Below are 24938 nucleotides of genomic sequence, written 5' to 3'. Positions count from 1 at the left end.
GGAATTCTTCAGCCACGAAGCTGCAAGCTGCAAGCTGCAAGCTGCAAGCTGCAAGCTGCAAGAGAATACGCGATCCGCTTTTACTTGTAGCTTTCGGCTTGTAGCTTGCAGCTCGAAGTCCCCGTTCAAACGCCCGCCTGCCCCCTCCCAAGGTAGTGCAAAGGAACAATGACTACAGCGCTTTTCAGGAGTAGCCTTTCGCTGCGCTTCACTACAGGAGTCTGTGCATGACCATCCGCCGTACCAAAATCGTCGCCACCCTCGGCCCCGCCAGCAATTCACCGGAAGTAATCGAACAACTGATCCTCGCCGGCCTGGATGTCGCCCGCCTGAACTTCTCCCACGGCACCCCGGACGAGCACAAGGCTCGCGCCCGGCTGATCCGTGACATCGCTGCCCGCCACAACCGCCACGTGGCGCTGCTGGGCGATCTGCAGGGTCCGAAGATCCGCATCGCCAAGTTCACCAACAAACGAATCGAACTGAAGGTGGGCGACCGCTTCACCTTCTCCACCGCGCACCCGCTGACTGCCGGTACCCAGGAAATCGTCGGCATCGACTATCCGGACCTGGTGAAGGACTGCGGCGTCGGTGACGAACTGCTGCTCGACGACGGCCGCGTGGTCATGCGCGTCGAAACCGCCACCGCCGACTCGCTGCACTGCGTAGTGCTGATCGGCGGCCCGCTGTCCGACCATAAAGGCATCAACCGCAAGGGTGGCGGCCTGACTGCGCCGGCCCTGACCGAGAAAGACAAGGCCGACATCAAGCTGGCTGCGGAAATGGACCTGGACTACCTGGCCGTGTCCTTCCCGCGCGATGCGTCCGACATGGAATATGCCCGTCGCCTGCGCGACGAAGCCGGCGGTACCGCCTGGCTGGTGGCCAAGATCGAACGTGCCGAAGCCGTGGCTGACGACGAAACCCTCGACGGCCTGATCCGCGCCAGTGACGCGGTGATGGTGGCCCGTGGCGACCTCGGCGTGGAAATCGGCGATGCCGAGCTGGTGGGCATCCAGAAGAAGATCATCCTGCACTCGCGCCGCCACAACAAAGCAGTGATCGTCGCGACCCAGATGATGGAGTCGATGATCCAGAACCCGATGCCGACCCGTGCCGAAGTGTCCGACGTGTCCAACGCCGTGCTGGACTACACCGACGCCGTCATGCTCTCGGCCGAAAGTGCTGCCGGTGCCTACCCGCTGGAAGCGGTGCAGGCCATGGCGCGGATCTGCCTCGGTGCCGAGAAGCACCCGACCAGCAAGACCTCCAGCCATCGCATGGGCACCCAGTTCAGCCGTTGCGACGAGAGCATCGCCCTGGCGGCCATGTACACCGCCAACCACTTCCCGGGCGTGAAGGCGATCATCGCCCTGACCGAAAGCGGCTACACCCCGCTGATCATGTCGCGGATCCGTTCCTCGATCCCGATCTTCGCCTTCTCCCCGCACCGCGAGACCCAGGCCCGCGTGGCCATGTTCCGCGGCGTCTACACCGTGCCGTTCGACCCGGCGGCGCTGGCCCCGGAACAGGTCAGCCAGGCTGCCGTGGACGAGCTGCTCAAGCGTGGCGTGGTCGAGCAGGGTGACTGGGTCATCCTGACCAAGGGCGACAGCTACCACACCATCGGTGGCACCAATGGCATGAAGATCCTGCATGTCGGTGATCCGCTGGTTTGATGCGCTTGCTGTGAATGAAAACGCCCGGCCTTGAGCCGGGCGTTTTTCATTGTTCTTTCGGGCCCTATCGCTGCGGTGCGGCGGTCCGACAAGCCAGCTCCCACAGGGTCTGCGGTGCATGCAACACCTGTGGGAGCTGGCTTGCCAGCGATAGGGCCTACACATGCCCCACAAAAAGATCGGAATACACCTGATTCCTCGGCACCCCCGCCAAAAACAGCCGCCGCGAAAACTCCTCCACACTCCCCGGCGCCCCGCACACCAGCGCCACCGTCTGCCGCGACTGCACGCGCAACGCCGCCAGGGCCATCGGCAACCCGGTCGGCGTCACCAGTTCCACCTGCAACTGCGGATGCTGTGCCGCCCTCTCCTTCAATTCCTCGGCCAGATAATGCCCGCCTTCATCCCGCGCCAGGTGCAGCAACCTGATCTGCCCGCGATGCTCCTGGCGCAGCGCCTCGCGCAGGATGCCCCATAACGGCGCCAGGCCCGTCCCGGCCGCCAGCAGCCAGAGCGGCCGCTCCTGCCAGTCCGGGTCGTAATGCAGGCCGCCGGCACGCAACTCGCCGAGCCGCAACTCCGCCCCTTCGACCAGGTGCCGCGCCGGCGTACAGAACGCCCCCGGCTGCCGGCAATCGATATGGAACTCCAGCCACGGGTCCTCACCCGGCACACTGGCCAGGGAATACGGGCGCGCCACGCCCAGGGCATTCCACAACAACAGATGCTGCCCCGCCTGGTAACGCAGGCCGTTCAGCGGTTGCAGGCGCAGGCGCAACACCTCGCCCAGCCACTCCACCGCGACCACCCGCGCCGGCTGGCCATCGGTCTGCGGATCGAACAACGCCACCCGCAAATCCATCCCCACCCGGCACTGACAGGCCAGGCGCCAGCCGGCCTCGCGCTGCGCCGCGCTCAGGGCCTCGGGCCGGCCATCTTCCGGCTCGCCGTCCACGCAGCGCACCAGGCAGGCATGGCAGCTCCCCGCCCTGCAGCTGTAAGGCACACCGCAGCCCGCATCATTAAGGGCATCTAGCAGATTGCTGCCGGGCGCAACGGACCATTGGCGTTCGCCGACCTGCAGTTCAGGCATTGCTGTTCATCTCCCCTGAATATTCATGCGCCAATCTAGGCCTGTTCCGATCCACAGGCCAAGGGAAACAGCAAAAACGATGCCGGGCGATCACCGACCATGGTTGGACCACTGGCGCGTGTACCAAAAGCCCAGCCGCGCTATACTGCCGCGCCTTTTTTGCGCCGGGACATTTTGTCGCGGCGTGTCTGAAAGGTCGTTTCGACACCTCGGCCTGTCCGCGTCGGAATACCTATTGAATGTTCCCGTGTTTAAGAGGAGCGCGCTGCATGACCGTGATCAAGCAAGACGACCTGATTCAGAGCGTCGCCGATGCCCTGCAATTCATTTCGTACTACCACCCCGTCGATTTCATCCAGGCGATGCACGAAGCCTATCTGCGCGAGGAGTCGCCGGCTGCGCGTGATTCGATCGCCCAGATCCTGATCAACTCGCGCATGTGCGCCACCGGCCACCGCCCGATCTGCCAGGACACCGGTATCGTCACCGTGTTCGTCCGCGTCGGCATGGACGTGAGCTGGAACGGCGCGACCATGAGCGTCGACGACATGATCAACGAGGGCGTGCGTCGCGCCTACAACCTGCCGGACAACGTCCTGCGCGCCTCGATCCTGGCCGACCCGGCCGGTGCGCGTAAAAACACCAAGGACAACACCCCGGCGGTCATCCACTACTCCATCGTTCCGGGCAACACCGTGGAAGTGGACGTGGCGGCCAAGGGCGGCGGTTCCGAGAACAAGTCGAAAATGGCCATGCTCAACCCGTCCGACTCGATCGTCGACTGGGTACTGAAGACCGTTCCGACCATGGGCGCCGGCTGGTGCCCGCCTGGCATGCTCGGCATCGGCATCGGCGGTACTGCCGAGAAAGCCGCGGTGATGGCCAAGGAAGTCCTGATGGAATCCATCGACATCCATGAGCTGAAAGCCCGCGGCCCGCAGAACCGCATCGAGGAACTGCGCCTGGAGCTGTTCGACAAGGTCAACCAGCTGGGTATCGGTGCCCAGGGCCTCGGCGGCCTGACCACCGTGCTCGACGTGAAGATCATGGACTACCCGACCCACGCCGCGTCGCTGCCGGTGTGCATGATCCCGAACTGCGCCGCCACCCGTCACGCCCACTTCGTCCTGGACGGCTCCGGCCCGGCCGAACTGGAAGCGCCGTCGCTGGACGCCTACCCGGAAATCGTCTGGGAAGCCGGCCCGTCGGCCCGCCGTGTCAACCTCGACACCCTGACCCCGGAAGACGTGCAGAGCTGGAAACCGGGCGAGACCATCCTGCTCAACGGCAAGATGCTCACCGGCCGCGACGCTGCGCACAAGCGCATGGTCGAAATGCTCAACCGTGGCGAAGAGCTGCCGGTGGACCTCAAAGGCCGCTTCATCTACTACGTCGGCCCGGTCGACCCGGTACGTGAAGAAGTGGTTGGCCCGGCTGGCCCGACCACCGCGACGCGCATGGACAAGTTCACCCGCCAGATCCTCGAGCAGACCGGTCTGCTGGGCATGATCGGCAAGTCCGAGCGTGGCCCGACCGCGATCGACGCGATCAAGGACAACAAGGCCGTGTACCTGATGGCCGTGGGTGGCGCTGCCTACCTGGTCGCCCAGGCGATCAAGAAATCCCAGGTCCTGGCCTTCGCCGAACTGGGCATGGAAGCGATCTACGAGTTCGAGGTCAAGGACATGCCGGTCACCGTCGCGGTGGACAGCAACGGTGAGTCGGTACACATCACCGGTCCTGCGATCTGGCAGAGCAAGATTGCCGAGAGCCTGGCGGTGGAAGTGAAGTAAAAAGCCACAAGCTTCAAGCGATAAGCTTCAAGTGAAAGGCAAAAAGCGGCGTGGTCTCCACGCCGCTTTTTTATTGGCTCAACGCGCGACGGCTTTCAAGGGGACCGGCTCGGTATTGCGGCGCTGGCCCAGGTAACGGATACAACTCACCCGCAGGAACGAGGCGAAGTTCACCACCTCGCCGCGGTACTCCATCACTTCGTCGTACAGCTTGGTAATCAGCTGGTTGGTGGTCATGCCATCGACCTCGGCGATTTCCCGCAGCACATCCCAGAACTGGTTTTCCAGACGCAGTGTGGTCACCACCCCGCGAATGCGCAGCGAGCGGCTGCGGGATTCGTAGAGGATCGGGTCGGCCTTGACGTACAGCTCGCACATGGTCGCTACCTCACAGGGTGATGCGGGTACCCAGCAGGCCAAGGAAGCCCGCCAGCCACGCAGGATGCGCCGGCCAGGCCGGAGCCGTGGCGAGATTGCCCTGGACATGGGCCTGGGTCACCTCGATATCGATATAGCGACCGCCCGCCAGTTTCACTTCCGGCGCGCAGGCCGGGTAAGCGCTGCATTCACGGCCTTCCAGCACGCCGGCTGCCGCCAGCAGTTGCGCGCCATGGCAGACCGCCGCGATCGGCTTGCCGGCCTGGTCGATGGCCTTGACCAACGCCAGCACCTCTTCGTTCAGGCGCAGGTACTCGGGGGCACGGCCGCCAGGAATGACCAAGGCGTCGTAGTCCTCGGACTTGACCTTGGCAAAATCGAAATTGAGGCCGAAGTTGTGCCCCGGCTTTTCGCTGTAGGTCTGGTCGCCTTCGAAATCGTGGATCGCGGTGCGCACCGACTGCCCCGCGTGCTTGCCCGGACACACCGCATGCACGGTATGACCGACCATCTGCAGGGCCTGGAACGGCACCATCACTTCGTAGTCTTCGACGTAGTCACCCACCAGCATCAGAATCTTCTTGGCCGCCATTTCACGCTCTCCTTCGTGTGCAGGGGAAAAGGTACCCAGACACGTTAGACCTTGCCGGGCGCTTGCGGGTAATAGGCGCCTACTACGTCCCGCCTCAGTCGCGGCGATCCAGCAGGTTCACCACCAGCCGGTCCAGCCAGCCCCAGATCCGCTGCTGCACCCGCCGCCACAGCGGGCGCGCGCGCCAGTCGTCGAGACTGACTTCGCTGCTCAAGGCGAAATCGCGGACGAAGCTCTCGGTCACCGCCTGATTCAGCCCCGGGTGGATGGCCTCGACATTCGCCTCAAGGTTGAAGCGCAAATTCCAGTGATCGAAGTTGCACGAGCCGATACTCACCCATTCATCCACCACCACCATCTTCAGGTGCAGGAAGCACGGCTGGTATTCGAAGATCTTCACCCCGGCACGCAGCAGGCGCGGGTAATAGCGATGACCGGCATAGCGCACCGAGGGATGGTCGGTACGCGGGCCTGTCAGGAGCAGGCGTACATCGACACCCCGCGAGGCAGCCCGGCGCAATGCCCGGCGGACCTTCCAGGTCGGCAGGAAATACGGGGTCGCCAGCCAGATCCGCTGCTTGCCGTTGTTCAGGGCTCGGACCAGGGATTGCAGGATGTCGCGATGCTGGCGGGCGTCGGCATAGGCGACCCGGCCCTGCCCTTCACGGCCAGGCGGCAGGCGCGGCAAACGCGGCAGGCCGAAATGGGTCGGCGGGCGCCAGGCGACCCGCCGGGGGTTGGCCCGCCATTGACGGTCAAAGAGCATCTGCCAGTCCGCCACCAGCGGCCCTTGCATCTGCACCATCACCTCGTGCCATTCACTGCTGTTCTCGCCGGGATGCCAGAACTCGTCGGTGACGCCCGTGCCGCCGACCCAGGCCACATTCTGGTCGACGAGGAGGATCTTGCGATGGTCGCGATACAGGTTGCGCACACCGCGCCGCCAGCGCAGGCGGTTGTACCAGCGCAGCTCGACGCCCGCACCTTGCAAACGCTGACGCAGGCTCAGGGTAAAAGCCAACGAGCCATAGTCATCGAACAGGCAGCGCACCTGCACGCCGCGCTCGGCAGCGCTGACCAGGGCCAGGACCATGGCCTCGGCGCAGGCTCCCGCCTCCACCAGGTACAGCTCCAGATCGACCTGGAACTCGGCCCGGGCGATGGCGGTGAGCATGGCGGGAAAAAACGCCGGTCCGTCGACCAGCAGTTCGAATTGATTGCCGGAACGCCAGGGAAAGACCGGCCCGGCCATGTCAGCGCGCCGTGAAGATCAGCACCGCACCCACCGGCACCGAGAGGTTGATCGATTTGAGCCCGGCCGCCTTGCGCAGGGTCTCCAGGCCCGGGGCCAGGTCGAAATGCTCGGCACGCAGGATCAGCGGCTCCATGGTCACCACCTGGAAACGCCGCTCATCGAGGCGGGTGGCCAGGAGCTGGGCGTTATAGCTGTGGGTCTTGCCGTGCAGGGTGACGTTCAGCGGCAGGCGCAGTTCGAGCTGGGCGCCATTGGCCAGGTCGTTGATCGGACGCAGGTCGAGCTGGGCGCGGATGCTCGCCTCGGGGAAGCTCTCGACCGCAAACAGGTCCTTGCGCATGCGCTCGTCGCGCAGCGGGATGCCGCTGCTGACCGAATCCATCTCGACCTGCAGGGACGCCGCGCCCTTGCGGTCGACCTTGCCGTGCAGCACCAGGAAGCGGTGCACTTCCGACACATCGCCGTTCTTGCTGGTGATAAAGGAAAGGCGGGATGACTCGTTGTCCAGGTACCAATTGGCCTGGGCGGGAAGGCAGACGAGCGCCAGGGCGGCGAGCAGGAGGCGGAGCGGGCTGAACATTTGAAGTCCTGAAACACTTTGGCGCTCAACCTTACCCGCCCGCCCTCACGGCAGCAAGCGACAGCCCTCGCGCGGGCCTTGCCACTGGGCGCTGGCGCTGCGACCGAGGCCGCGGGCATCGACGCGGTGGGCCATGGGGTCGTCACGCAGGTCGCTCAGGGGCAGCCATTGCTTGACGTAGGTTGTGCAGTAAGCGGCGTCGAAGCCCATCACGTAGCGGCACGAGCAGAACTCCTTGGCCGAGTAGGCGCTGAGGATGCCGGGGAAGGCACTCAAGGCCGCCCGCTCCGACCAGCCCCAGGCCAGCAGGCCAAGGAGCACCAGCAGCAACAGGCGTTTCATGGCTGTTCTCCGGGGAAGGCGGCGAGGACCTGGCGCAGCAGGGTGTTGTGCTGGAAGCTGCCGTCGCGGTCGTCGGCGTAACGGACGATCACCAGCTTCTGTTTCGGCAGCACGTAGAGGCCCTGGCCCCAATGGCCGAGGGCGGCGAAGGTGTCGCCAGGGGCGTCCGGCCAGGCCAAGGTGTTGTTCAGCCACCATTGGCCGCCGGGCATCGCTTCGCCGGGTTCGGCGGCGGCCTTGGCGAAGGGCGTTCGGGTGAATTTCACCCAGTCCGCCGGGAGCAGTTGCCGGCCTTGCCAGCGGCCGTCGTCGAGCATCAGTTGGCCGATGCGCGCCAGCTCGCGGGCGGTCATGTAGAGGTAGGACGAACCGACGAAGGTGCCCTGGGCGTCCCGTTCCCAGACCGCTCTTTCGATGCCGAGGGGCTGGAACAGGGCGGCCCAGGGATAATCGGCGTAGCGCTCCGGGCCAACCATCTGGTGCAGGGCGGCGGCGAGGAGATTGCTGTCGCCACTTGAATAGAGGAAACGCTCGCCCGGTGCGGCAGCCACACCATGGGCGGCAGTGAAAGCGGCCATGTCCTTGCGGCCGTTAGTGTAGAGCATGGCGACCACCGAGGACTTCAGCGGGGCGTACTCGTAATCTTCCTGCCAGTCGAGGCCGCTGGCCCAGTGCATCAGGTCCTGGATACGCACCTGGGGGTGGGCCTTCATCGGCGGGTAGAAAGTGGCGACCGGGTCATCAAGCTTGAAGCGGCCTTCGCCGTAGGCAACACCGAGGACGGTGGCCATCACGCTCTTGCTGATGGACCAGGTGAGGTGCGGGGTGTCGGCGCCGGTCGGCGCGGCGTAGTGCTCGTAGACGACCTTGCCGTCCTGGATGACCAGCAGAGCGTCGGTGCGGATGCCTTCGCGGGTCTGCTCGTTGCGCGGCGGGAAGGCGTAGGCCTGCAACGCCGAGTCGTCGGCCCAGGCGGGAGTGAGGATGAACAGGAGGAAGGCGATGAGCGCGGTGCGCATGGTCGATACCCGGGTGCGTGATCGGGCAAGGGTAGCCGGGGTTCATGACAGGTGGAGGGTGTTCTTTCGGGCCTCATCGCTGGCAAGCCAGCTCCCACAGGGTCAGCGGTGTACTCGGTCACTGTGGGAGCTGGCTTGCCAGCGATGAGGCCATCAACCACAACTCAGAACCCGGCCTGCCCCCACGCCTTGGCCAACCGCTTGGCCCGCGCCGCACTGGCGATCTCCAGGATCCCCTGGTCACGCATCCACAGATTGGCCCACTCCCCTTCACTCTCGGCCAGCGCCTTGTTGATCTCGTCACGCATCTCACCGAACTGGGCGAACAATCCGCCGAGCAACAGATGACAGGCCGGCGACTCGGGACTCTGCCGGCTGCCTTCCGCACACCCGGCCAGCAGCGCCAGCAAGCGCAACATCAAGCCCTGCGACCAGCCATTGCCACGCCCGATGCCATACAGCCACGCCGTCAGCGCACTCAGCACGTAGAGATCCTCCAGCGTGCGGAAGGGTTTCACATAGGCATCCCAGCCATCCCCCGCCAGCCGCTCGCACAGCGCCTGTTCCAGATGCAGCCGCGCATGTCCCACCTCCGGCATAAGTGGCAACGCTGGCAAGGGATCGAGCCGCACTCCCGGCTCTCCCGGATAGACCACCGCCAGACTGATCTGCGGCGCCTCCCCCGGCGCTTCGCTGCGGGCCGCCACCAGCAGCCAGTCGGCCTCGTGCCCACCGGTGACGAAATCCTTGCTGCCATTCAGGCGCAGGGCTTCCAGGTCCAGGCGCATGTGCATGTCCGCCGGCCGGACGCTGCGTTTCTCGCTGGCACACAACGCGCCGAGGCTCTCTGGCGCGCTAGGCCAGAGCACCCGCAATGCCGCCTGGTATCCGGCCAGGAAGGCCAGCCCCGGCGTGGGCATGGCCTTGCCGCCGAGCACCGCCAACTCGAACGGCGACACCGAACCCAGGCGGTCGAGCAGTGCCGCCCAGGTGTCGTCGAGGTTGCTCAACAAGGGTTGGGATACAGCGTGATCGAGACGTTCCAGCCAGCTCATCGCGGGACTCCTTGGGGCCTGTCATACAAGCATCACCAAACATTCACGGGGGTGACACCCCCCCTACCTAGTCTGAGCTTGCACAACAAAGTCGACCGGCCGCAACCCCATGGCTGGCTTATGGAGACACGCAATGACTCAGATCGCTCGCTCTGGCGACAACAGCACTGAACGCCGTCTGCAAGCCGAACGCCTGGTGGGCCCGGCTGCACTTCGCGAGGCCCAGGCCCTGCGCTTCAGCGTTTTCAGTGGTGAATTCAAGGCCAAGTTGAAAGGCGCCGAACAGGGCCTGGACATGGACGACTACGACGACCACTGCATGCACATCGGCGTGCGCGACCTCAACAGCGGTTGCCTGGTCGCCACCACCCGCCTGCTCGACCACCAGGCCGCCAGCAGCCTGGGCCGCTTCTACAGCGAAGAAGAATTCAGCCTGCATGGCCTGGTCCATCTGCAAGGCCCGATCCTCGAACTCGGCCGTACCTGCGTCGACGCCGCCTACCGCAACGGCGGGACCATCGCCGTGCTGTGGAGCGAGCTGGCCGAGATCCTCAACGAAGGCCAGTACCGCTACCTGATGGGCTGCGCCAGCATCCCGATGCAGGACGGCGGCGTGCAGGCCCACGCGATCATGCAGCGCCTGCGCGAACAGCACCTGTGCACCGAGCACCTGCGCGCCGAACCGAAGAACCCGCTGCCGAACCTGGCCCTGCCAGGCAACGTGGTGGCGCAGATGCCACCGCTGCTCAAGGCCTACATGCGCCTGGGCGCGAAGATCTGCGGCGAGCCTTGCTGGGACGAAGATTTCCAGGTCGCCGACGTGTTCATCCTGCTCAAGCGCGACGAACTGTGCCCGCGCTACGCCCGTCACTTCAAGGCGGCCGTGTGATGCAGCGCCTGCGGGTGTTCGCCCGCATCGCCCGGTTGCTGCTGGTGGTCCTGCTGGGCCTGGGCATGGCCTCGGCGTTCGGCCTGTTCGAGCGCCTGGGCATCAACGCGTCGGCGCAACGCCGGCAGCGCTGGTCGCAGATCTTCATGAAGCGCCTGGTCAATGCCCTGCCGTTCCGGGTCAAGGTCATCGGCGAGTTGCCCCGCCAGCCGATGCTGTGGGTCAGCAACCATGTGTCCTGGACCGATATCCCGGTGCTGGGCATGCTCGCCCCGCTGTCCTTCCTGTCCAAGGCCGAAGTGCGCACCTGGCCGGTGGCCGGCTGGCTGGCGCACAAGGCCGGGACCCTGTTCATCCGTCGTGGCGGTGGCGACAGCCAGTTGTTGCGTCGGCAGATCAGCCAGCACCTGGTGCAGCAATGCCCGCTGCTGATCTTCCCGGAAGGCACCACCACCGATGGCCGCAGCCTGCGCACCTTCCACGGCCGCCTGCTGGCCAGTGCCATCGACAGCGAAGTACCGCTGCAGCCGGTAGCCGTGCGTTACCTGCGGGATGGCAAGCCGGATCCGATTGCGCCGTTCATTGGTGATGATGATCTGCTGTCGCACCTGATGCGCCTGTTCGCCCAGCCTTGTGGCGACGTCGAGGTGCAGTTGCTGGAGCCGATCGCCAGCAAGGGCGAGGAACGTGCGGCCCTGGCGTTCCAGGCGCAGCAGGCGGTGAGCCGGGCGTTGTTCGGCGAAGCGGCGGAAACCTTGCCTCAGCGCCGCGCCAAGGCGGCCTGAGGGTCGGCCAGCGCGGCGGCGGCGAAGGCCTGCAACTCAGGATAGAACTGGCGGAAGTCCTCCAGCAGCAACGGATACAGGGCTTCCACCTCCGCCATCGCCCCGGCCATGCCTTCCGGGCGCGACAGCCGCCGGGCGATGCCGCGGAATACCTGCTCCAGCACCGCGAACTCGCGGTACGACCCCAACCAGTCTCCAGCCGCCATCAACGGCGCGATCTGCGCCAGGCGGCCCGGCAGCGCCGGCTCCCTGTCCAATACCTGGTACACCCGCGCGGTGAATTGCGGCAGTGGCTGCGTGGCGTAATCGTGCCAGTGCAGGGCCAGGCAGTGGTCGAAGAACACATCGAGGATGATTCCGGCGAAACGCCGGCGCTCGGTGGGGAAGCGCGCCAGGGAGGCAAGCACCAGGGGGTGGCTGTCGGTGAAGGTGTCGATATGCCGGTGCAAGCGGATCGCCCGCTCCAGGGGCAGGGAGAAACGGCCTTCGAGCGGGCCCTTGACGAAATCGCCGTAGAGGCTGCCGAGCAATTGCTCGGGCTGGTCGCCGCCGAGATGGAGGTGGGCTAGGTAGTTCATGGGGTGTGAGTCTAAGGCATTTGTGGCGCTTTTGAGGGCCTCATCGCTGGCAAGCCAGCTCCCACAGGGACCGAGTGCACCGCTGAACCTGTGGGAGCTGGCTTGCCAGCGATAGGGCCCGAAAGAACACCGCATATACCGATTTTTTCTACACCCCAAACCTTTTCATATTTGTATATCGCGAAATACCGATTTACATTTCGCCCCATCGCGATATACCGCTACACCCCTACGAGCCCGACCATGCCCCTTGATCTCGACGAAATAATAAAAGCCCTCGCCCACCCCGTGCGGCGCGACATCCTCGGCTGGCTGAAAGACCCGCAGCATTGCTTCCCCGACCAGTACCACAGCCTCGACAACGGCGTGTGCGCGGGGCAGATCGACCAGCGCTGCGGCTTGTCGCAGTCCACCGTCTCGGCGCACCTGGCCACCCTGCAACGGGCCGGCCTGATCAGCAGCCAGAAGGTCGGGCAGTGGAACTTCTTCAAGCGCAACGAGGACACCATCCAGGCGTTTCTCGCGCAATTGAGCCACGAGCTCTGACAGCAATCCCCATGCTCCGTAATGGCCCCCACAACCCACTGAGGTTTGAGCAATGACGACTCTGTTTGATCCGATCACCCTCGGCGACCTCGAATTGCCGAACCGCATCATCATGGCCCCGCTGACCCGCTGCCGCGCCGACGAGGGCCGGGTGCCCAACGCGCTGATGGCCGAGTACTACGTACAACGCGCCAGCGCCGGGCTGATCCTCAGCGAGGCGACCTCGATCATGCCCATGGGCGTGGGCTACCCGGATACGCCGGGGATCTGGTCCAACGACCAGGTGCGCGGCTGGACCAACGTGACCAAGGCCGTGCATGCCGCCGGCGGGCGGATCTTCCTGCAACTCTGGCACGTGGGCCGCATCTCCCACCCAAGCTACCTGAACGGCGAACTGCCGGTGGCACCCAGCGCGATCCAGCCCAAGGGGCATGTCAGCCTGGTGCGGCCGATCACCGAATACCCGACGCCACGGGCCCTGGAAACGGCCGAGCTGGAAGATATCGTCGACGCCTACCGTACGGCGGCGGAGAACGCCAAGGCCGCCGGTTTCGACGGCGTCGAGGTGCATGCGGCGAACGGTTACCTGATCGACCAGTTCCTGCAAAGCAGCACCAACCAGCGCAGCGATGGCTACGGCGGCTCGCTGGAGAACCGTGCGCGGTTCTTGCTGGAAGTCACCGATGCGGTGATCGAGGTGTGGGGCGCCCAGCGGGTCGGCGTGCACCTGGCGCCGCGCGCCGATGCCCATGACATGGGCGATGCGAATCGGGCAGAAACCTTCACCTATGTCGCCCGGGAGCTGGGCAAGCGCGGCATCGCCTTCATCTGCTCGCGGGAGAAGGAAGCCGACGACAGCCTCGGGCCACAGATCAAGGCGGCGTTTGGCGGGCCGTATATCGTCAACGAGCGCTTCGACAAGCAGAGCGCCAATGCGGCGCTGGCGGCGGGGAATGCGGATGCGGTGGCGTTCGGCGTTCCGTTCATCGCCAACCCGGACCTGCCGGCGCGGCTGGCGGCGGATGCGCCGCTGAATGAGGCGCGGCCGGAGACCTTCCATGGGAAGGGGCCGGTGGGGTATATCGATTATCCGCGGATGTGATGTCGTTCTTCAGGGCCTCATCGCTGGCAAGCCAGCTCCCACAGGGACCGCGTGCACCGCCGAACCTGTGGGAGCTGGCTTGCCAGCGATAGGGCCCTGAAGGTCACTTAGTTCTTGGCATTGATCTGCTGCTGCAGATTCTGCACCTGGCTTTGCAGGGTGTTGATGTTGCGGGTGACCTGCCCGCGGAAGGCATCGAATTCCGCCGTCGAGGCGCCACCACCGGCAGCCGCTACGGGACGATTCTCCTGCTCGCTCTTGAGCACGATCAGGTCCTGCTCCAGGCGCTGGGTCGCCGCCGCCTGGTTCTTCAGTTGGGTATCGATCCTGCTGCCATCCACCTTCGCCGCCTTGAGCGCCGCGACCTCATCGGCCACCGACTTGATCTGCCCGTCGATCTTGCCGCCATCCAGTTGCGCCGCCTTCACCGCAGTCAGCTCCTTGGCCACCGCCGCCAGTTGATTCTGCAATTCGGTCTGCAACGCGGCATTGGCCGCCTGCTGCTGGCTGACCTGGGCCATCGCCGTTTCCAGGCGCTTGCCCAGCTCACCAGCCTGCCCTTCCTGCAGCTTGCCCTGCTCGCCCAGGCTGGCCTGCAACTGGCGTACCTGAAGCTTCAGTGCTTCATTCTCGGTGTTGGCCGACGATTCGCTGGCCGAGACCTTGCCGGAAATCACCTGCAACCGCCCCGCCGCCTCCTCGCTGATGCGCGCGAAGCTTTCCTGGGTCGCCACCAGTTGCTGCTCCATCAGCGAGATCTGCTGGAAGCTCCACCAGGCCACGCCGGCCAGGGCGATGAACGAGGCACCCAGCAAGGCCCATAGTGGCCCGACCATCGGCGCCTTGGCCGCACGATTGCGGGCGCTGCGCGGGTGCGCCGCAGGGGCGAACTCATCGTCATCGCGCTCCACCGCCTGAAGGGTGGGCACATCGTCAAAATCGTCTCGAGCATCGTTGCGCATGGGCAGTTTTCAACCACGGTGATAGCAAAATGGGCGCTAGTATAAACCGCTTCGCGGCGCCCTCATCGACCACGATCAGGGGATCGGGTTCAGTGACCGCCCTGCTGGGCCTGCCACCAGGCGCAGAATTCATCCAGCGCAGCCCAGATGCTGACCTGCGGGCGGTAATCCAGGTAATGCCGGGCACGGCTGATATCCAGGCTGAAGTCCTTGCTCATCACCTGCACGCCCAGGCGGCTGAGGGTCGGCTGCGGGCGCCCCGGCCAAAGCAGGCAGGCGCCTTCATTCAGTGTAGCGGCGGTGTAGGCCAGCCCGACCGAGCGGTAACGGGTGACCTGGGGCAACTGCATGCGGCGCATCACGTAGTTGACCACGTCCCACACCGGCAACGGATGACCGTTGCTGATGTTGTAGGCCATGCCAAGCGCCTCGGGGCCGGCGTTGATCGCGCTGAACAGAGCCTCGTTGAGGTTCTGCACGCTGGTGAAGTCGACCTTGTTCAGGCCGTTGCCGATGATCGCCAGGCGCTTCTTGCGCTGCATCTGCATCAGCCGCGGGAAGATGCTGACATCGCCAGCCCCGGTGACGAAGCGCGGGCGCAGTGCCAGGACTTCCAGGCCGAACTCCTGGGCGCCGAAGACCTTCTGCTCGGCCAGGTGCTTGGTCGCCGCGTAGTGATCGTAGAAACGCCGCGGCACCTGGTCCTCGGTGATGCCGGTGCGCGAGCGGCCATTGAAGTAGATCGACGGCGAGGACAGATGGACCAGGCGCCGCACATGTTCCTTGAGACAGGCTTCGACGACGTTTTCAGTGACCACCACGTTGCCCTGGTAGAAGTCCTGGTAACGCCCCCAGTTGCCCACGGCACCCGCGCAGTGGACCACGGTGTCGATGCCCTGGCACAGGCGCCGGGCCACTTCCGGATCGCCGAGGTCGCCCGGGATGAACTGCGCGCCGCGCCGCACCAGGTGCTCGACGCCCTCGGCACGGCGGCCGTTGACCCGCACCTCCAGGCCCTGCTCCAGGGCGAAACGCGCAAAGCGCCCGCCGATGAAGCCGCTTGCGCCGGTGACCAGAATTCCCATGAACATTCCGCCTTACGATTTTTTACCTGAGGGTGCAGACGCCGCCTGGGCGTCCCACGGCACCAGCCATTGCCCGGCGCTGCGGCGCAGATGGTCGGTGAGCTGGTTGAGCAACTGCCCGCCGCTGCGCCAGTGATGCCAGTACAAGGGCACATCGATGGGGCGATCGGCGACGATCTCGACCAGCCGCCCGCTGGCCAGTTGCTCGCGGGCCTGCAGCTCGGGCACCAGGCCCCAGCCCAGACCGGCCTCGGTCATGCGCAGGAAGCCTTCGGATGAAGGACACAGATGATGCAGGAAACCGTCGCTGATGCCTAATGAAGCCAGGTAGCGATGCTGCAGGAAATCATCCGGGCCGAAGACGATGGCGGGGGTGCGGGCCAGGCGCTGCGGCTCGACACCGTCGCCGAAATGCCGGGCCATGAAGGCCGGGCTGGCCAGCGCACGATAGCGCATGGCCCCCAGCAGCACGCTGCGCGCCCCGGCCACCGGGCGTTCGCTGGCGCACAGGCAGCCGGCCACTTCGCCGGCGCGCATGCGCTTGAGGCCGACTTCCTGGTCCTCCACCACCAGGTCGAGGAGCACCTGGGTCTCGGCACAGAAGTCCTTGGCCGCCTCGCCCCACCAGGTCGCCAGGCTGTCGGCATTCAGGGCGATGCGCAGGCGTTCGGGCAGGCCTTCCTCGTCGAGGGCCGGGACCTGGCCTTGCAGGTCGCGTTCGAGCAGGCGCACCTGCTGCACGTGGTTAAGCAGGCGCCGGCCGATTTCGGTGGGGGTCGGCGGAGTGGCGCGCACCAGCACCGGCTGGCCAACCCGGGCCTCGAGGAGTTTGATCCGCTGGGAGATGGCCGATTGCGACAGGCCCAGCAGTTGCGCGGCGCGCTCGAAACCGGCCTGTTCGATGACGGCGGCGAGGGCCGAGAGGAGCTTGTAGTCGAACATCAGATTTCCTAATACGGGATGAGGTTTATTGGTTTTTCTTATATCCGCAAAGTCTGGAGAATTGCTAGTCATTGCGGGCCTCATCGCTGGCAAGCCAGCTCCCACAGGTATTGCATGCACCGCTGACCCTGTGGGAGCTGGCTTGCCAGCGATGAGGCCCCGGAAAGCACTGAAGATCCGGAGTCATCCCCATGTGGCAAAGCTACCTAAACGGCCTCCTCGTCGCCTTCGGCCTGATCATGGCCATCGGCACCCAGAACGCCTTCGTCCTCGCCCAGAGCCTGCGCCGTGAACATCACCTGCCGGTGGCCGCTTTATGCGTGTTCTGCGACGCCGTGCTGGTCGCCCTCGGCGTGTTCGGCCTGGCCACCGTGCTGGCGCAGAACCCGACCCTGCTCGCCGTCGCCCGCTGGGGTGGCGCAGTGTTCCTGATCTGGTACGGCAGCAAGGCGCTGATGCGCGCCTGCTCCAGCCAGAGCCTGCAACAGGGCGACGGCCAGGGCCTGCGCTCGCGCCGCGCGGTGCTGCTCAGCGCCCTGGCGGTGACCCTGCTCAACCCTCACGTGTACCTCGACACCGTGCTGCTGATCGGCTCCCTCGGCGCCCAGCAAAGCGTGCCCGGCGCCTACGTGGCCGGGGCCGCCAGCGCCTCCCTGCTGTGGTTCTTCACCCTCGCGCTCGGCGCCGCCTGGCTGGCCCCGTGGCTGGCGCGGCCGAGCACCTGGCGCCTGCTCGACCTGATGGTCGCGGTGATGATGTTCGCCGTGGCGGCGCAGCTGATTTTCACCTGACCGGCCGCTCATCCGACCCCGGCAAAGGCTCTGGAACCTCTTGCCCACACACTTGTTGCGTGGTTTAGCCACAGGCCCGGTGCTATGATCCCGAGTCTGCGCCGCAAAGAGTACAAACTCGCCGGCGCATTTTCCGGCCGCCCGTGATCGGCCTTGCGTTCACCGCACCAGACCTGATTAGGAGAATCCAAATGGCTTTTGAATTGCCGCCGCTGCCTTACGCCCACGATGCCCTGCAGCCGCACATTTCCAAGGAAACCCTGGAATACCACCACGACAAGCACCACAACACCTACGTCGTGAACCTGAACAACCTGGTCCCAGGTACCGAATTCGAAGGCAAGACCCTGGAAGAGATCGTCAAGTCCTCTTCGGGTGGCATCTTCAACAACGCCGCCCAGGTCTGGAACCACACCTTCTACTGGAACTGCCTGGCGCCAAACGCCGGTGGCCAGCCAACCGGCGCCCTGGCTGATGCCATCAACGCTGCGTTCGGCTCCTTCGACAAGTTCAAGGAAGAGTTCACCAAGACTTCCGTCGGCACCTTCGGTTCCGGCTGGGGCTGGCTGGTGAAGAAGGCCGACGGTTCCCTGGCCCTGGCCAGCACCATCGGCGCCGGCTGCCCGCTGACCAGCGGCGACACCCCGCTGCTGACCTGCGACGTCTGGGAACACGCCTACTACATCGACTACCGCAACGTCCGTCCGAAATACGTCGAGGCGTTCTGGAACCTGGTCAACTGGAAGTTCGTCGCCGAGCAGTTCGAAGGCAAGACGTTCACTGCCTGAGCCCCGCGCTCCTGAAGAAACCCGGCCTCGGCCGGGTTTTTTCGTTTTATGAGCCGCAAGCTGCAAGCCATAAGCTGCAAGAAAAAGCGCGAGCGATGCGATCTGCCTTTTCTTATGACTTGAGGCTTAAAGCTTGAAGCTCAGAACGCCGCAAACCTTGCCGAGAACCCAAGGCACGCTAACATCAACTCCTTGGAAATCTTTCGTCGTCCGGTACTCAAGTCCCGCGACAGGTCAACCGATACAGTGCTGAAGGTCCGCCGGGCGAGAGGGACCAGGCCACCGGAAAAGGTAAGAGCCCAGACCTTTCCGTGCAAAGGCCGATAGTGGATTGTCATGGTTGATGGCAAAATGATGCCGCGCGCATGGATTAAGGAACTCCCATTGAAGCTGGAATTCAAGAACAGCTTATCGGTCAAGTTGCTCAGGGTTGTCCTGCTTTCGGCGCTGATCGTCGGAGTAGTGCTCAGCTGTGCGCAGATCGTCTTCGATGCCTACAAGACCCGCCAGGCCGTGGCCAGCGATGCGCAGCGCATCCTCGACATGTTCCGCGACCCGTCGACCCAGGCGGTGTACAGCCTCGACCGGGAAATGGGCATGCAGGTCATCGAGGGCCTGTTCCAGGACCAGGCCGTGCGCATGGCCTCCATCGGTCATCCCAATGAAACCATGCTCGCGGAAAAATCCCGCCCGCTGCAGGACAACCAGACCCGCTGGCTGACCGACCTGATCCTCGGCCAGGAACGCTCCTTCACCACCCAACTGGTCGGCCGTGGCCCGTACAGCGAGTACTACGGCGACCTGAGCATCACCCTGGATACCGCCAGCTACGGCCAGAGCTTTATCTTCAGTTCGGTGATCATCTTCATTTCCGGGGTGCTGCGTGCCCTGGCCATGGGCCTGGTGCTGTACCTGGTCTACCACTGGCTGCTGACCAAGCCACTGTCGCGGATCATCGAACACCTTACCCAGATCAATCCGGACCGCCCCAGCGAGCATCAGTTGCCGCTGCTCAAGGGCCACGAAACCAACGAACTGGGGCTGTGGATCAATACCCACAACCAGTTGCTGGCCTCGATCGAGCGCAATACCCATCTGCGCCACGAGGCGGAAAACAGCCTGTTGCGCATGGCCCAGTACGACTTCCTCACCGGCCTGCCCAACCGCCAGCAGTTGCAGCAGCAACTGGACAAGATCCTGGTCGACGCCGGGCGCCTGCAACGACGGGTCGCGGTGATCTGCGTCGGCCTCGACGACTTCAAGGGCATCAACGAACAGTTCAGTTACCAGGCCGGCGATCAGTTGCTGCTGGCCCTGGCCGACCGTCTGCGTGCCCACAGTGGCCGCCTCGGCGCCCTCGCCCGCCTCGGTGGCGATCAGTTCGCCCTGGTCCAGGCCGATATCGAGCAGCCCTACGAAGCCGCCGAACTGGCGCAGAGCATCCTCGACGACCTGGAAGCCCCCTTCGCCCTCGACCTCCAGGAAATCCGCCTGCGCGCCACCATCGGCATCACCCTGTTCCCGGAGGATGGCGACAGCACCGAGAAACTGCTGCAAAAGGCCGAGCAGACCATGACCCTGGCCAAGTCCCGCTCGCGCAACCGCTACCAGTTCTACATCGCCAGCGTCGACAGCGAGATGCGCCGCCGCCGCGAACTGGAAAAGGACCTGCGCGAAGCCTTGTCGCGCAACCAGCTGTACCTGGTCTACCAACCGCAGATCAGCTACCGCGACCAGCGCGTGGTCGGGGTCGAGGCGCTGCTGCGCTGGCAGCATCCGGAACTGGGCATGGTCCCGCCGGACCAGTTCATCCCCCTGGCCGAGCAGAACGGCAATATCGTGGTGATCGGCGAATGGGTGCTCGACCAGGCCTGCCGCCAGTTGCGCGAATGGCACGACCAGGGCTTCACCGAGCTGCGCATGGCGGTCAACCTGTCCACCGTGCAACTGCACCACAGCGAACTGCCGCGAGTGGTCAACAATCTGCTCCAGGTCTACCGCCTGCCGCCACGCAGCCTGGAACTGGAAGTCACCGAGACCGGCCTGATGGAAGACATCAGCACCGCCGCCCAGCACCTGCTGAGCCTGCGCCGCTCCGGCGCGTTGATCGCCATCGACGACTTCGGTACCGGCTACTCGTCCCTGAGCTACCTGAAATCCCTGCCGCTGGACAAGATCAAGATCGACAAGAGCTTCGTCCAGGACCTGCTGGAGGACGACGACGATGCGACCATCGTCCGCGCCATCATCCAGCTCGGCAAAAGCCTCGGCATGCAGGTCATCGCCGAGGGCGTGGAAACCGCGGAACAGGAGGCCTACATCGTTGCCCAGGGCTGCCACGAGGGCCAGGGCTACCACTACAGCAAGCCGCTGCCGGCCCGTGAACTCACGGCCTTCCTCAAGCAGGCGCAGCGTACCCAGGCCTCGATACTCTGAGACGACGTCGTGCTTGTCCGGGTGCGACAGCCCCGGAATATTTGCGTGATGGCCTCTTTACATAAAATGCAAATCTTTCGCATTATGTCGCAGCTTTTTTTTCGCGTGCGGCCTTCTGCACGTCTGTTCAACCCTCCGATGCAGGAATTCGCCATGATTCGTATGCCTCTGGCCACCGCCAGTCTGTTGGCCATTGCCATCTCCCTCGCCGGTTGCGGCGAAGGCAAGGACAAGGCCACCGCGCCGCAAGCCCAGGCCCCTGCCGCTGCCGCCACCCCGGCTGCTCCAGCCGCCGCCGGCGCGGTCGACGAGGCTGCTGCCCAGGCCGTGGTCAAGCACTACGCCGAGATCGTCTATGCCGTGTACAGCGACTCGCTGAGCACCGCGAAAACCCTGCAGACCGCCATCGACGCGTTCCTCGCCAACCCGAACGACGACACCCTTAAAGCCGCCAAGGCTGCCTGGGCCGCCTCGCGCGTTCCGTACCTGCAGAGCGAGGCGTTCCGCTTCGGCAACACCATCATTGACGACTGGGAAGGTCAGGTGAACGCCTGGCCGCTGGACGAAGGCCTGATCGACTACGTCGACAAGAGCTACGAGCATGCCCTGGGCAACCCGGCGGCCAGCGCCAACATCATCGCCAACACCGAGATCCAGGTCGGCGAAGACAAGGTCGACGTGAAGGACATTACCCCCGAGAAGCTGGCCACCCTGAACGAGCTGGGCGGTTCCGAGGCGAACGTCGCCACCGGCTACCACGCCATCGAGTTCCTGCTCTGGGGCCAGGACCTGAACGGCACCGGCCCGGGCGCCGGCAACCGTCCGGCTTCGGACTACCTGGAAGGCCAGGGCGCTACCGGCGGCCACAACGACCGTCGTCGTGCCTACCTGAAAGCGGTGACCGACCTGCTGGTCAGCGACCTGGAAGAAATGGTCAAGAACTGGGCGCCGAACGTCACCGACAACTATCGCGCCAGCCTGGAGGCCGAGCCGGTTGCCAACGGCCTGCGCAAGATGCTGTTCGGCATGGGCAGCCTGTCGCTGGGTGAACTGGCGGGCGAGCGCATGAAGGTTTCCCTGGAAGCCAACTCGCCGGAAGACGAGCATGACTGCTTCAGCGACAACACCCACTACTCGCACTTCTACGACGCCAAGGGCATCCGCAACGTCTACCTGGGCGAGTACACCCGTGTCGACGGCAGCAAGATGACCGGCCCGAGCCTGTCGTCGCTGGTGGCCAAGGTCGATCCGGCTGCGGACAAGACCCTGCAGGACGATCTGGCCGCTACCGAAGCCAAGATCCAGGTCATCGTCGACCACGCCCTGAAAGGCGAGCACTACGACCAGCTGATCGCTGCCGACAACACCGCCGGCAACCAGATCGTGCGTGACGCCATCGCTTCGCTGGTCAAGCAGACCGGCGCGATCGAACAGGCTGCCGGCAAGCTGGGCATCACCGACCTGAACCCGGATACCGCCGATCACGAATTCTGATTCGGTGCGGGAGTAGTCAGAGGCGGCCTTCGGGTCGCCTTTTTTTTGAGCTGCAAGCTTCAAGCTGCAAGTCATAAGAAAAAGCCGCGGCGCCACGGACTGCTCTTTCTTGCAGCTTGAAGCTTGAAGCTTGCAGCTCCCCCGACAACGATTTCATCCAGCAAACGCAAATCCCTCTTATTCACTCCGCCCGCTCCTGTTAAGCTTGCGGGCTGTTTTTTCGAACACCGTCCGGGATCGTCCATGCCCTCGCTGCTTCGCCTTTGTCTGCCCCTGCTGCTGGCCTTGCCCCTGGCCGCCTGCGACGAAGCCCCGCGCTTCACCCAGGCCGAGCCGGGTGAAGCCCGTGCCGGTGGCGATACCACGGTGAACCGCGGCGACCGCGGGGCCTACCAGATGCCCTCGTCCAACCTGACCCCGGCCCGGCGCCTGGACTTCAACGTCGGCAACAGCTTCTTCCGCAATCCCTGGGTCATCGCCCCGTCGACCACCACCGCCCGCGACGGCCTCGGCCCGCTGTTCAATACCAACGCCTGCCAGAACTGCCATATCCGCGATGGCCGCGGCCATCCGCCGGAGCCCGGCGACAGCAACGCGGTGTCGATGCTGGTACGCCTGTCGATCCCCAACCAGCCGGAGTACGTCAAGGTCATCGAGCGCCTGGGTATCGTCCCCGAGCCGGTCTACGGCGGTCAGTTGCAGGACATGGCGATCCCCGGTGTGGCCCCGGAAGGCAAGGTGCGGGTCGACTACGAGCCGCAGACCGTGACCTTCAAGGACGGCACCCAGGTCGAACTGCGCAAGCCGAAACTGGACATCACCCAGCTCGGCTATGGCCCGATGCACCCGGACACCCGTTTTTCGGCGCGCATCGCCCCGCCGATGATCGGCCTCGGCCTGCTCGAAGCCATTCCCGAAGAAGCGATCCTGGCCAACGCCGACCCGGACGACCGCAACGGCGACGGCATCCGTGGCCGCCCGAACCGGGTGTGGGACGACGCCAAGGGCGAAACCGTGCTCGGCCGCTTCGGCTGGAAGGCCGGGCAACCCAACCTCAATCAGCAGAACGTCCACGCCCTCTCCGGCGACATGGGCCTGACCACCACCCTGCGGCCCATGGACGATTGCACCCCGGCCCAGGTCGATTGCCTTGCCGCGCCCAACGGCAATGGCACCAATGGCGAACAGGAGGTCAGCGACAACATCCTCCGCCTGATCCTCTACTACACCCGCAACCTGGCCGTGCCGGCACGCAAGGACGTCGACTCGCCGCAGGTCCTGGCGGGGAAGAACCTGTTCTACCAGGCCGGCTGCCAGGGCTGCCACACGCCCACGTTCGTGACCTCGGCCAACGCCGCCGAGCCGGAACTGGCCAACCAGACCATCTGGCCCTACAGCGACCTGCTCCTGCACGACATGGGCCCGGGCCTGGCCGACCAGCGCAGCGAATTCGCCGCCAGCGGCCAGGACTGGCGCACCCCGCCGCTGTGGGGCATCGGCAAGAACCAGGTGGTCAGCGGCCACACCCAATTCCTTCACGATGGCCGGGCCCGCAACCTGCTCGAAGCCGTGCTCTGGCACGGCGGCGAGGCAGAGGCGGCGCGCCAGCGTGTGTTGTCCTTCGACGCCGGCCAGCGCGACGCGCTGCTGGCCTTCCTGAATTCACTCTGAGAGAGGAACCGGACACATGTTCCGTCCCAAGCTGTTGTTCACCAGCCTCGCCGCCCTTGCCCTGGGCGCCTGCTCGCCGCAAGACCCGCAGGCGGTGACCTCCGCCGCCATCGCCAAGCAGGTGATCATGCCGACCTACAGCCGCTGGGTCGAAGCCGACCGCCAGTTGGCCGTCAGCGCCCTGGCCTATTGCGAAGGCAAGGCCAGCCTGGAAACCGCCCGCGCCGACTACCTGCATGCGCAGAAGGCCTGGGCCGAACTGCAACCGCTGCTGATCGGCCCGCTGGCCGAGGGCAACCGGGCCTGGCAGGTGCAGTTCTGGCCGGACAAGAAGAACCTGGTCGGCCGTCAGGTCGAAGCCCTGGTCGGTGGCGACAAGCCGGTGGACGCAGCCACCGTGGCCAAGTCCAGCGTGGTCGTGCGCGGCCTGTCCGCCTACGAATACATCCTCTTCGACAGCAAGCCGGACGCCGCCAACCCTGAGCAGAAGGCGCGCTACTGTCCGCTGCTGGTGGCCATCGCCGACTACCAGAAGACCATGGCCGAAGACATCCTCAAGGGCTGGAACAGCACCGACGGCATGCTCGCGCAGATGACCAAGTTCCCCAACCAGCGCTACGCCGATTCCCACGAGGCCATCGCCGACTTGCTGCGCGCCCAGGTCACCGCCCTGGACACCCTGAAGAAGAAGCTCGGCACCCCGATGGGCCGCATGAGCAAGGGCATTCCGCAGCCGCTGCAGGCCGAAGCCTGGCGCAGCCAGTCGTCGCTGAAGAGCATCGCCGCCAGCCTGGCCGCTGCCCAGACCGTCTGGGTCGGTGTCGACAACCAGGGCGTGCGTGGCCTGCTGGGCAAGGACCAGAAGGCCCTGGCCGACAAGATCGACGCCGCCTACGCCGACGCGATGCAGAAGCTGGAAAGCACCCCGCGCACCCTCGACGAGTTGCTCCAGGACGAGGCCGGGCGCCAGCAGCTCAACGCCATCTACGACAGCCTGAACGTGGTGCATCGCCTGCACGAAGGCGAGTTGGCCAAGGCGCTGAACATCCAGCTCGGCTTCAATGCCAACGACGGTGACTGATC

The 24938-nt window shown here is 65.0% G+C and carries 24 protein-coding genes; 12 read left to right on the top strand and 12 right to left on the bottom strand.

Going from position 1 to position 24938, the window contains the following annotated elements:
- Positions 1-227: 227 nt before the first annotated feature.
- Positions 228-1679 (top strand): pyruvate kinase, encoded by a 1452-nt coding sequence (gene pyk / locus PSEMO_RS30095; RefSeq protein WP_075806500.1) that lies wholly within the window; start codon positions 228-230, stop codon positions 1677-1679.
- A 157-nt stretch (positions 1680-1836) separates the two neighbouring features.
- Here the strand turns inward: pyk and PSEMO_RS30090 are convergent, their stop codons facing one another.
- On the bottom strand, positions 1837-2772 hold the full coding sequence (locus tag PSEMO_RS30090; RefSeq protein WP_075806499.1) for an iron-sulfur-binding ferredoxin reductase: 936 nt from the start codon (positions 2770-2772) through the stop codon (positions 1837-1839).
- Positions 2773-3041: 269 nt separating this feature from the next.
- Between PSEMO_RS30090 and PSEMO_RS30085 the strand changes: the two genes are divergently transcribed.
- A complete protein-coding gene (locus PSEMO_RS30085) occupies positions 3042-4565 on the top strand; it encodes a fumarate hydratase (RefSeq protein ID WP_075806498.1) in 1524 nt (507 codons plus the stop codon).
- 78 nt (positions 4566-4643) lie between these two features.
- Here PSEMO_RS30085 and PSEMO_RS30080 read toward each other — a convergent pair whose 3' ends face one another.
- The 7 genes from PSEMO_RS30080 to PSEMO_RS30050 form a co-directional block, all read right to left on the bottom strand.
- Positions 4644-4943 carry a ribbon-helix-helix domain-containing protein gene (locus tag PSEMO_RS30080; RefSeq protein WP_075806497.1) on the bottom strand — a complete coding sequence of 100 codons (300 nt, stop codon included), beginning with the start codon at positions 4941-4943 and terminating at the stop codon, positions 4644-4646.
- A 10-nt stretch (positions 4944-4953) separates the two neighbouring features.
- The gene (locus PSEMO_RS30075; RefSeq protein WP_075806496.1) at positions 4954-5535 is read right to left on the bottom strand and encodes a DJ-1/PfpI family protein; all 582 of its coding nucleotides are present in this window, start codon (positions 5533-5535) and stop codon (positions 4954-4956) included.
- A gap of 94 nt (positions 5536-5629) precedes the next feature.
- A complete protein-coding gene (locus PSEMO_RS30070; RefSeq protein ID WP_075806495.1) occupies positions 5630-6787 on the bottom strand; it encodes a phospholipase D-like domain-containing protein in 1158 nt (385 codons plus the stop codon).
- 1 nt (position 6788) lies between these two features.
- Positions 6789-7370: a YceI family protein gene (locus tag PSEMO_RS30065; protein WP_075806494.1), complete on the bottom strand. Its 582-nt coding sequence runs from the start codon at positions 7368-7370 to the stop codon at positions 6789-6791.
- Between the two features lie 45 nt (positions 7371-7415).
- Complete coding sequence (locus PSEMO_RS30060; RefSeq protein WP_075806493.1) at positions 7416-7712, bottom strand: amidase; 297 nt, start codon at positions 7710-7712, stop codon at positions 7416-7418.
- Positions 7709-8731: a serine hydrolase domain-containing protein gene (locus PSEMO_RS30055; RefSeq protein ID WP_081430365.1), complete on the bottom strand. Its 1023-nt coding sequence runs from the start codon at positions 8729-8731 to the stop codon at positions 7709-7711. The genes PSEMO_RS30060 and PSEMO_RS30055 overlap by 4 nt, the downstream gene beginning before the upstream one ends.
- Positions 8732-8895: 164 nt before the next feature.
- Positions 8896-9786, bottom strand: a complete 891-nt coding sequence (locus PSEMO_RS30050; protein WP_075806492.1) for an acyl-CoA dehydrogenase family protein — start codon at positions 9784-9786, stop codon at positions 8896-8898.
- A gap of 133 nt (positions 9787-9919) precedes the next feature.
- Between PSEMO_RS30050 and olsB the strand changes: the two genes are divergently transcribed.
- Entirely contained in the window at positions 9920-10675 is a 756-nt protein-coding gene (olsB, locus tag PSEMO_RS30045) for an L-ornithine N(alpha)-acyltransferase (protein WP_075806491.1), read from the top strand.
- A complete protein-coding gene (locus PSEMO_RS30040; protein WP_075806490.1) occupies positions 10675-11460 on the top strand; it encodes a lysophospholipid acyltransferase family protein in 786 nt (261 codons plus the stop codon). Before olsB ends, PSEMO_RS30040 begins: the two co-directional genes overlap by 1 nt.
- Here the strand turns inward: PSEMO_RS30040 and PSEMO_RS30035 are convergent.
- Positions 11436-12038, bottom strand: a complete 603-nt coding sequence (locus PSEMO_RS30035; protein WP_075806489.1) for an acyl carrier protein phosphodiesterase — start codon at positions 12036-12038, stop codon at positions 11436-11438. The genes PSEMO_RS30040 and PSEMO_RS30035 overlap by 25 nt on opposite strands.
- Before the next feature lie 243 nt (positions 12039-12281).
- On the opposite strand from PSEMO_RS30035, the gene PSEMO_RS30030 reads away from it, so the two are divergent.
- Together PSEMO_RS30030 and PSEMO_RS30025 are read left to right on the top strand one after the other, a co-directional pair.
- Positions 12282-12584, top strand: a complete 303-nt coding sequence (locus PSEMO_RS30030; protein WP_075806488.1) for an ArsR/SmtB family transcription factor — start codon at positions 12282-12284, stop codon at positions 12582-12584.
- 52 nt (positions 12585-12636) lie between these two features.
- Entirely contained in the window at positions 12637-13686 is a 1050-nt protein-coding gene (locus tag PSEMO_RS30025; RefSeq protein ID WP_075806487.1) for an alkene reductase, read from the top strand.
- Positions 13687-13793: 107 nt separating this feature from the next.
- Here the strand turns inward: PSEMO_RS30025 and PSEMO_RS30020 are convergent, their stop codons facing one another.
- The 3 genes from PSEMO_RS30020 to PSEMO_RS30010 form a co-directional block, all read right to left on the bottom strand.
- Complete coding sequence (locus PSEMO_RS30020; protein ID WP_075806486.1) at positions 13794-14648, bottom strand: ATPase; 855 nt, start codon at positions 14646-14648, stop codon at positions 13794-13796.
- Between the two features lie 89 nt (positions 14649-14737).
- Positions 14738-15733: an NAD-dependent epimerase/dehydratase family protein gene (locus tag PSEMO_RS30015; protein ID WP_075806485.1), complete on the bottom strand. Its 996-nt coding sequence runs from the start codon at positions 15731-15733 to the stop codon at positions 14738-14740.
- A 12-nt stretch (positions 15734-15745) separates the two neighbouring features.
- Positions 15746-16675, bottom strand: a complete 930-nt coding sequence (locus PSEMO_RS30010) for a LysR family transcriptional regulator ArgP (protein ID WP_075806484.1) — start codon at positions 16673-16675, stop codon at positions 15746-15748.
- Between the two features lie 191 nt (positions 16676-16866).
- Between PSEMO_RS30010 and PSEMO_RS30005 the strand changes: the two genes are divergently transcribed.
- The 6 genes from PSEMO_RS30005 to PSEMO_RS29980 all read left to right on the top strand — a co-directional run bounded on the left by PSEMO_RS30005 (position 16867) and on the right by PSEMO_RS29980 (position 24936).
- Positions 16867-17466, top strand: a complete 600-nt coding sequence (locus PSEMO_RS30005; protein ID WP_075806483.1) for a LysE/ArgO family amino acid transporter — start codon at positions 16867-16869, stop codon at positions 17464-17466.
- 191 nt (positions 17467-17657) lie between these two features.
- Positions 17658-18254: a superoxide dismutase gene (locus PSEMO_RS30000; RefSeq protein ID WP_075806482.1), complete on the top strand. Its 597-nt coding sequence runs from the start codon at positions 17658-17660 to the stop codon at positions 18252-18254.
- A gap of 354 nt (positions 18255-18608) precedes the next feature.
- Complete coding sequence (locus tag PSEMO_RS29995) at positions 18609-20690, top strand: putative bifunctional diguanylate cyclase/phosphodiesterase (RefSeq protein WP_372239149.1); 2082 nt, start codon at positions 18609-18611, stop codon at positions 20688-20690.
- Positions 20691-20843: 153 nt separating this feature from the next.
- On the top strand, positions 20844-22184 hold the full coding sequence (locus PSEMO_RS29990; RefSeq protein WP_075806480.1) for an imelysin family protein: 1341 nt from the start codon (positions 20844-20846) through the stop codon (positions 22182-22184).
- A 243-nt stretch (positions 22185-22427) separates the two neighbouring features.
- Positions 22428-23855, top strand: coding sequence for a di-heme oxidoreductase family protein (locus PSEMO_RS29985; RefSeq protein ID WP_075806479.1), 1428 nt, complete (start codon positions 22428-22430; stop codon positions 23853-23855).
- A gap of 16 nt (positions 23856-23871) precedes the next feature.
- Positions 23872-24936, top strand: coding sequence for an imelysin family protein (locus PSEMO_RS29980; protein WP_075806478.1), 1065 nt, complete (start codon positions 23872-23874; stop codon positions 24934-24936).
- Positions 24937-24938 lie beyond the last annotated feature (2 nt).

The organism is Pseudomonas putida, from assembly GCF_001941965.1.
Classification (GTDB): Bacteria; Pseudomonadota; Gammaproteobacteria; order Pseudomonadales; family Pseudomonadaceae; genus Aquipseudomonas; species Aquipseudomonas putida_L.
Note: the sequence above shows the minus strand (reverse complement) of the source record. Positions and strands in the feature narration are given on the sequence as shown.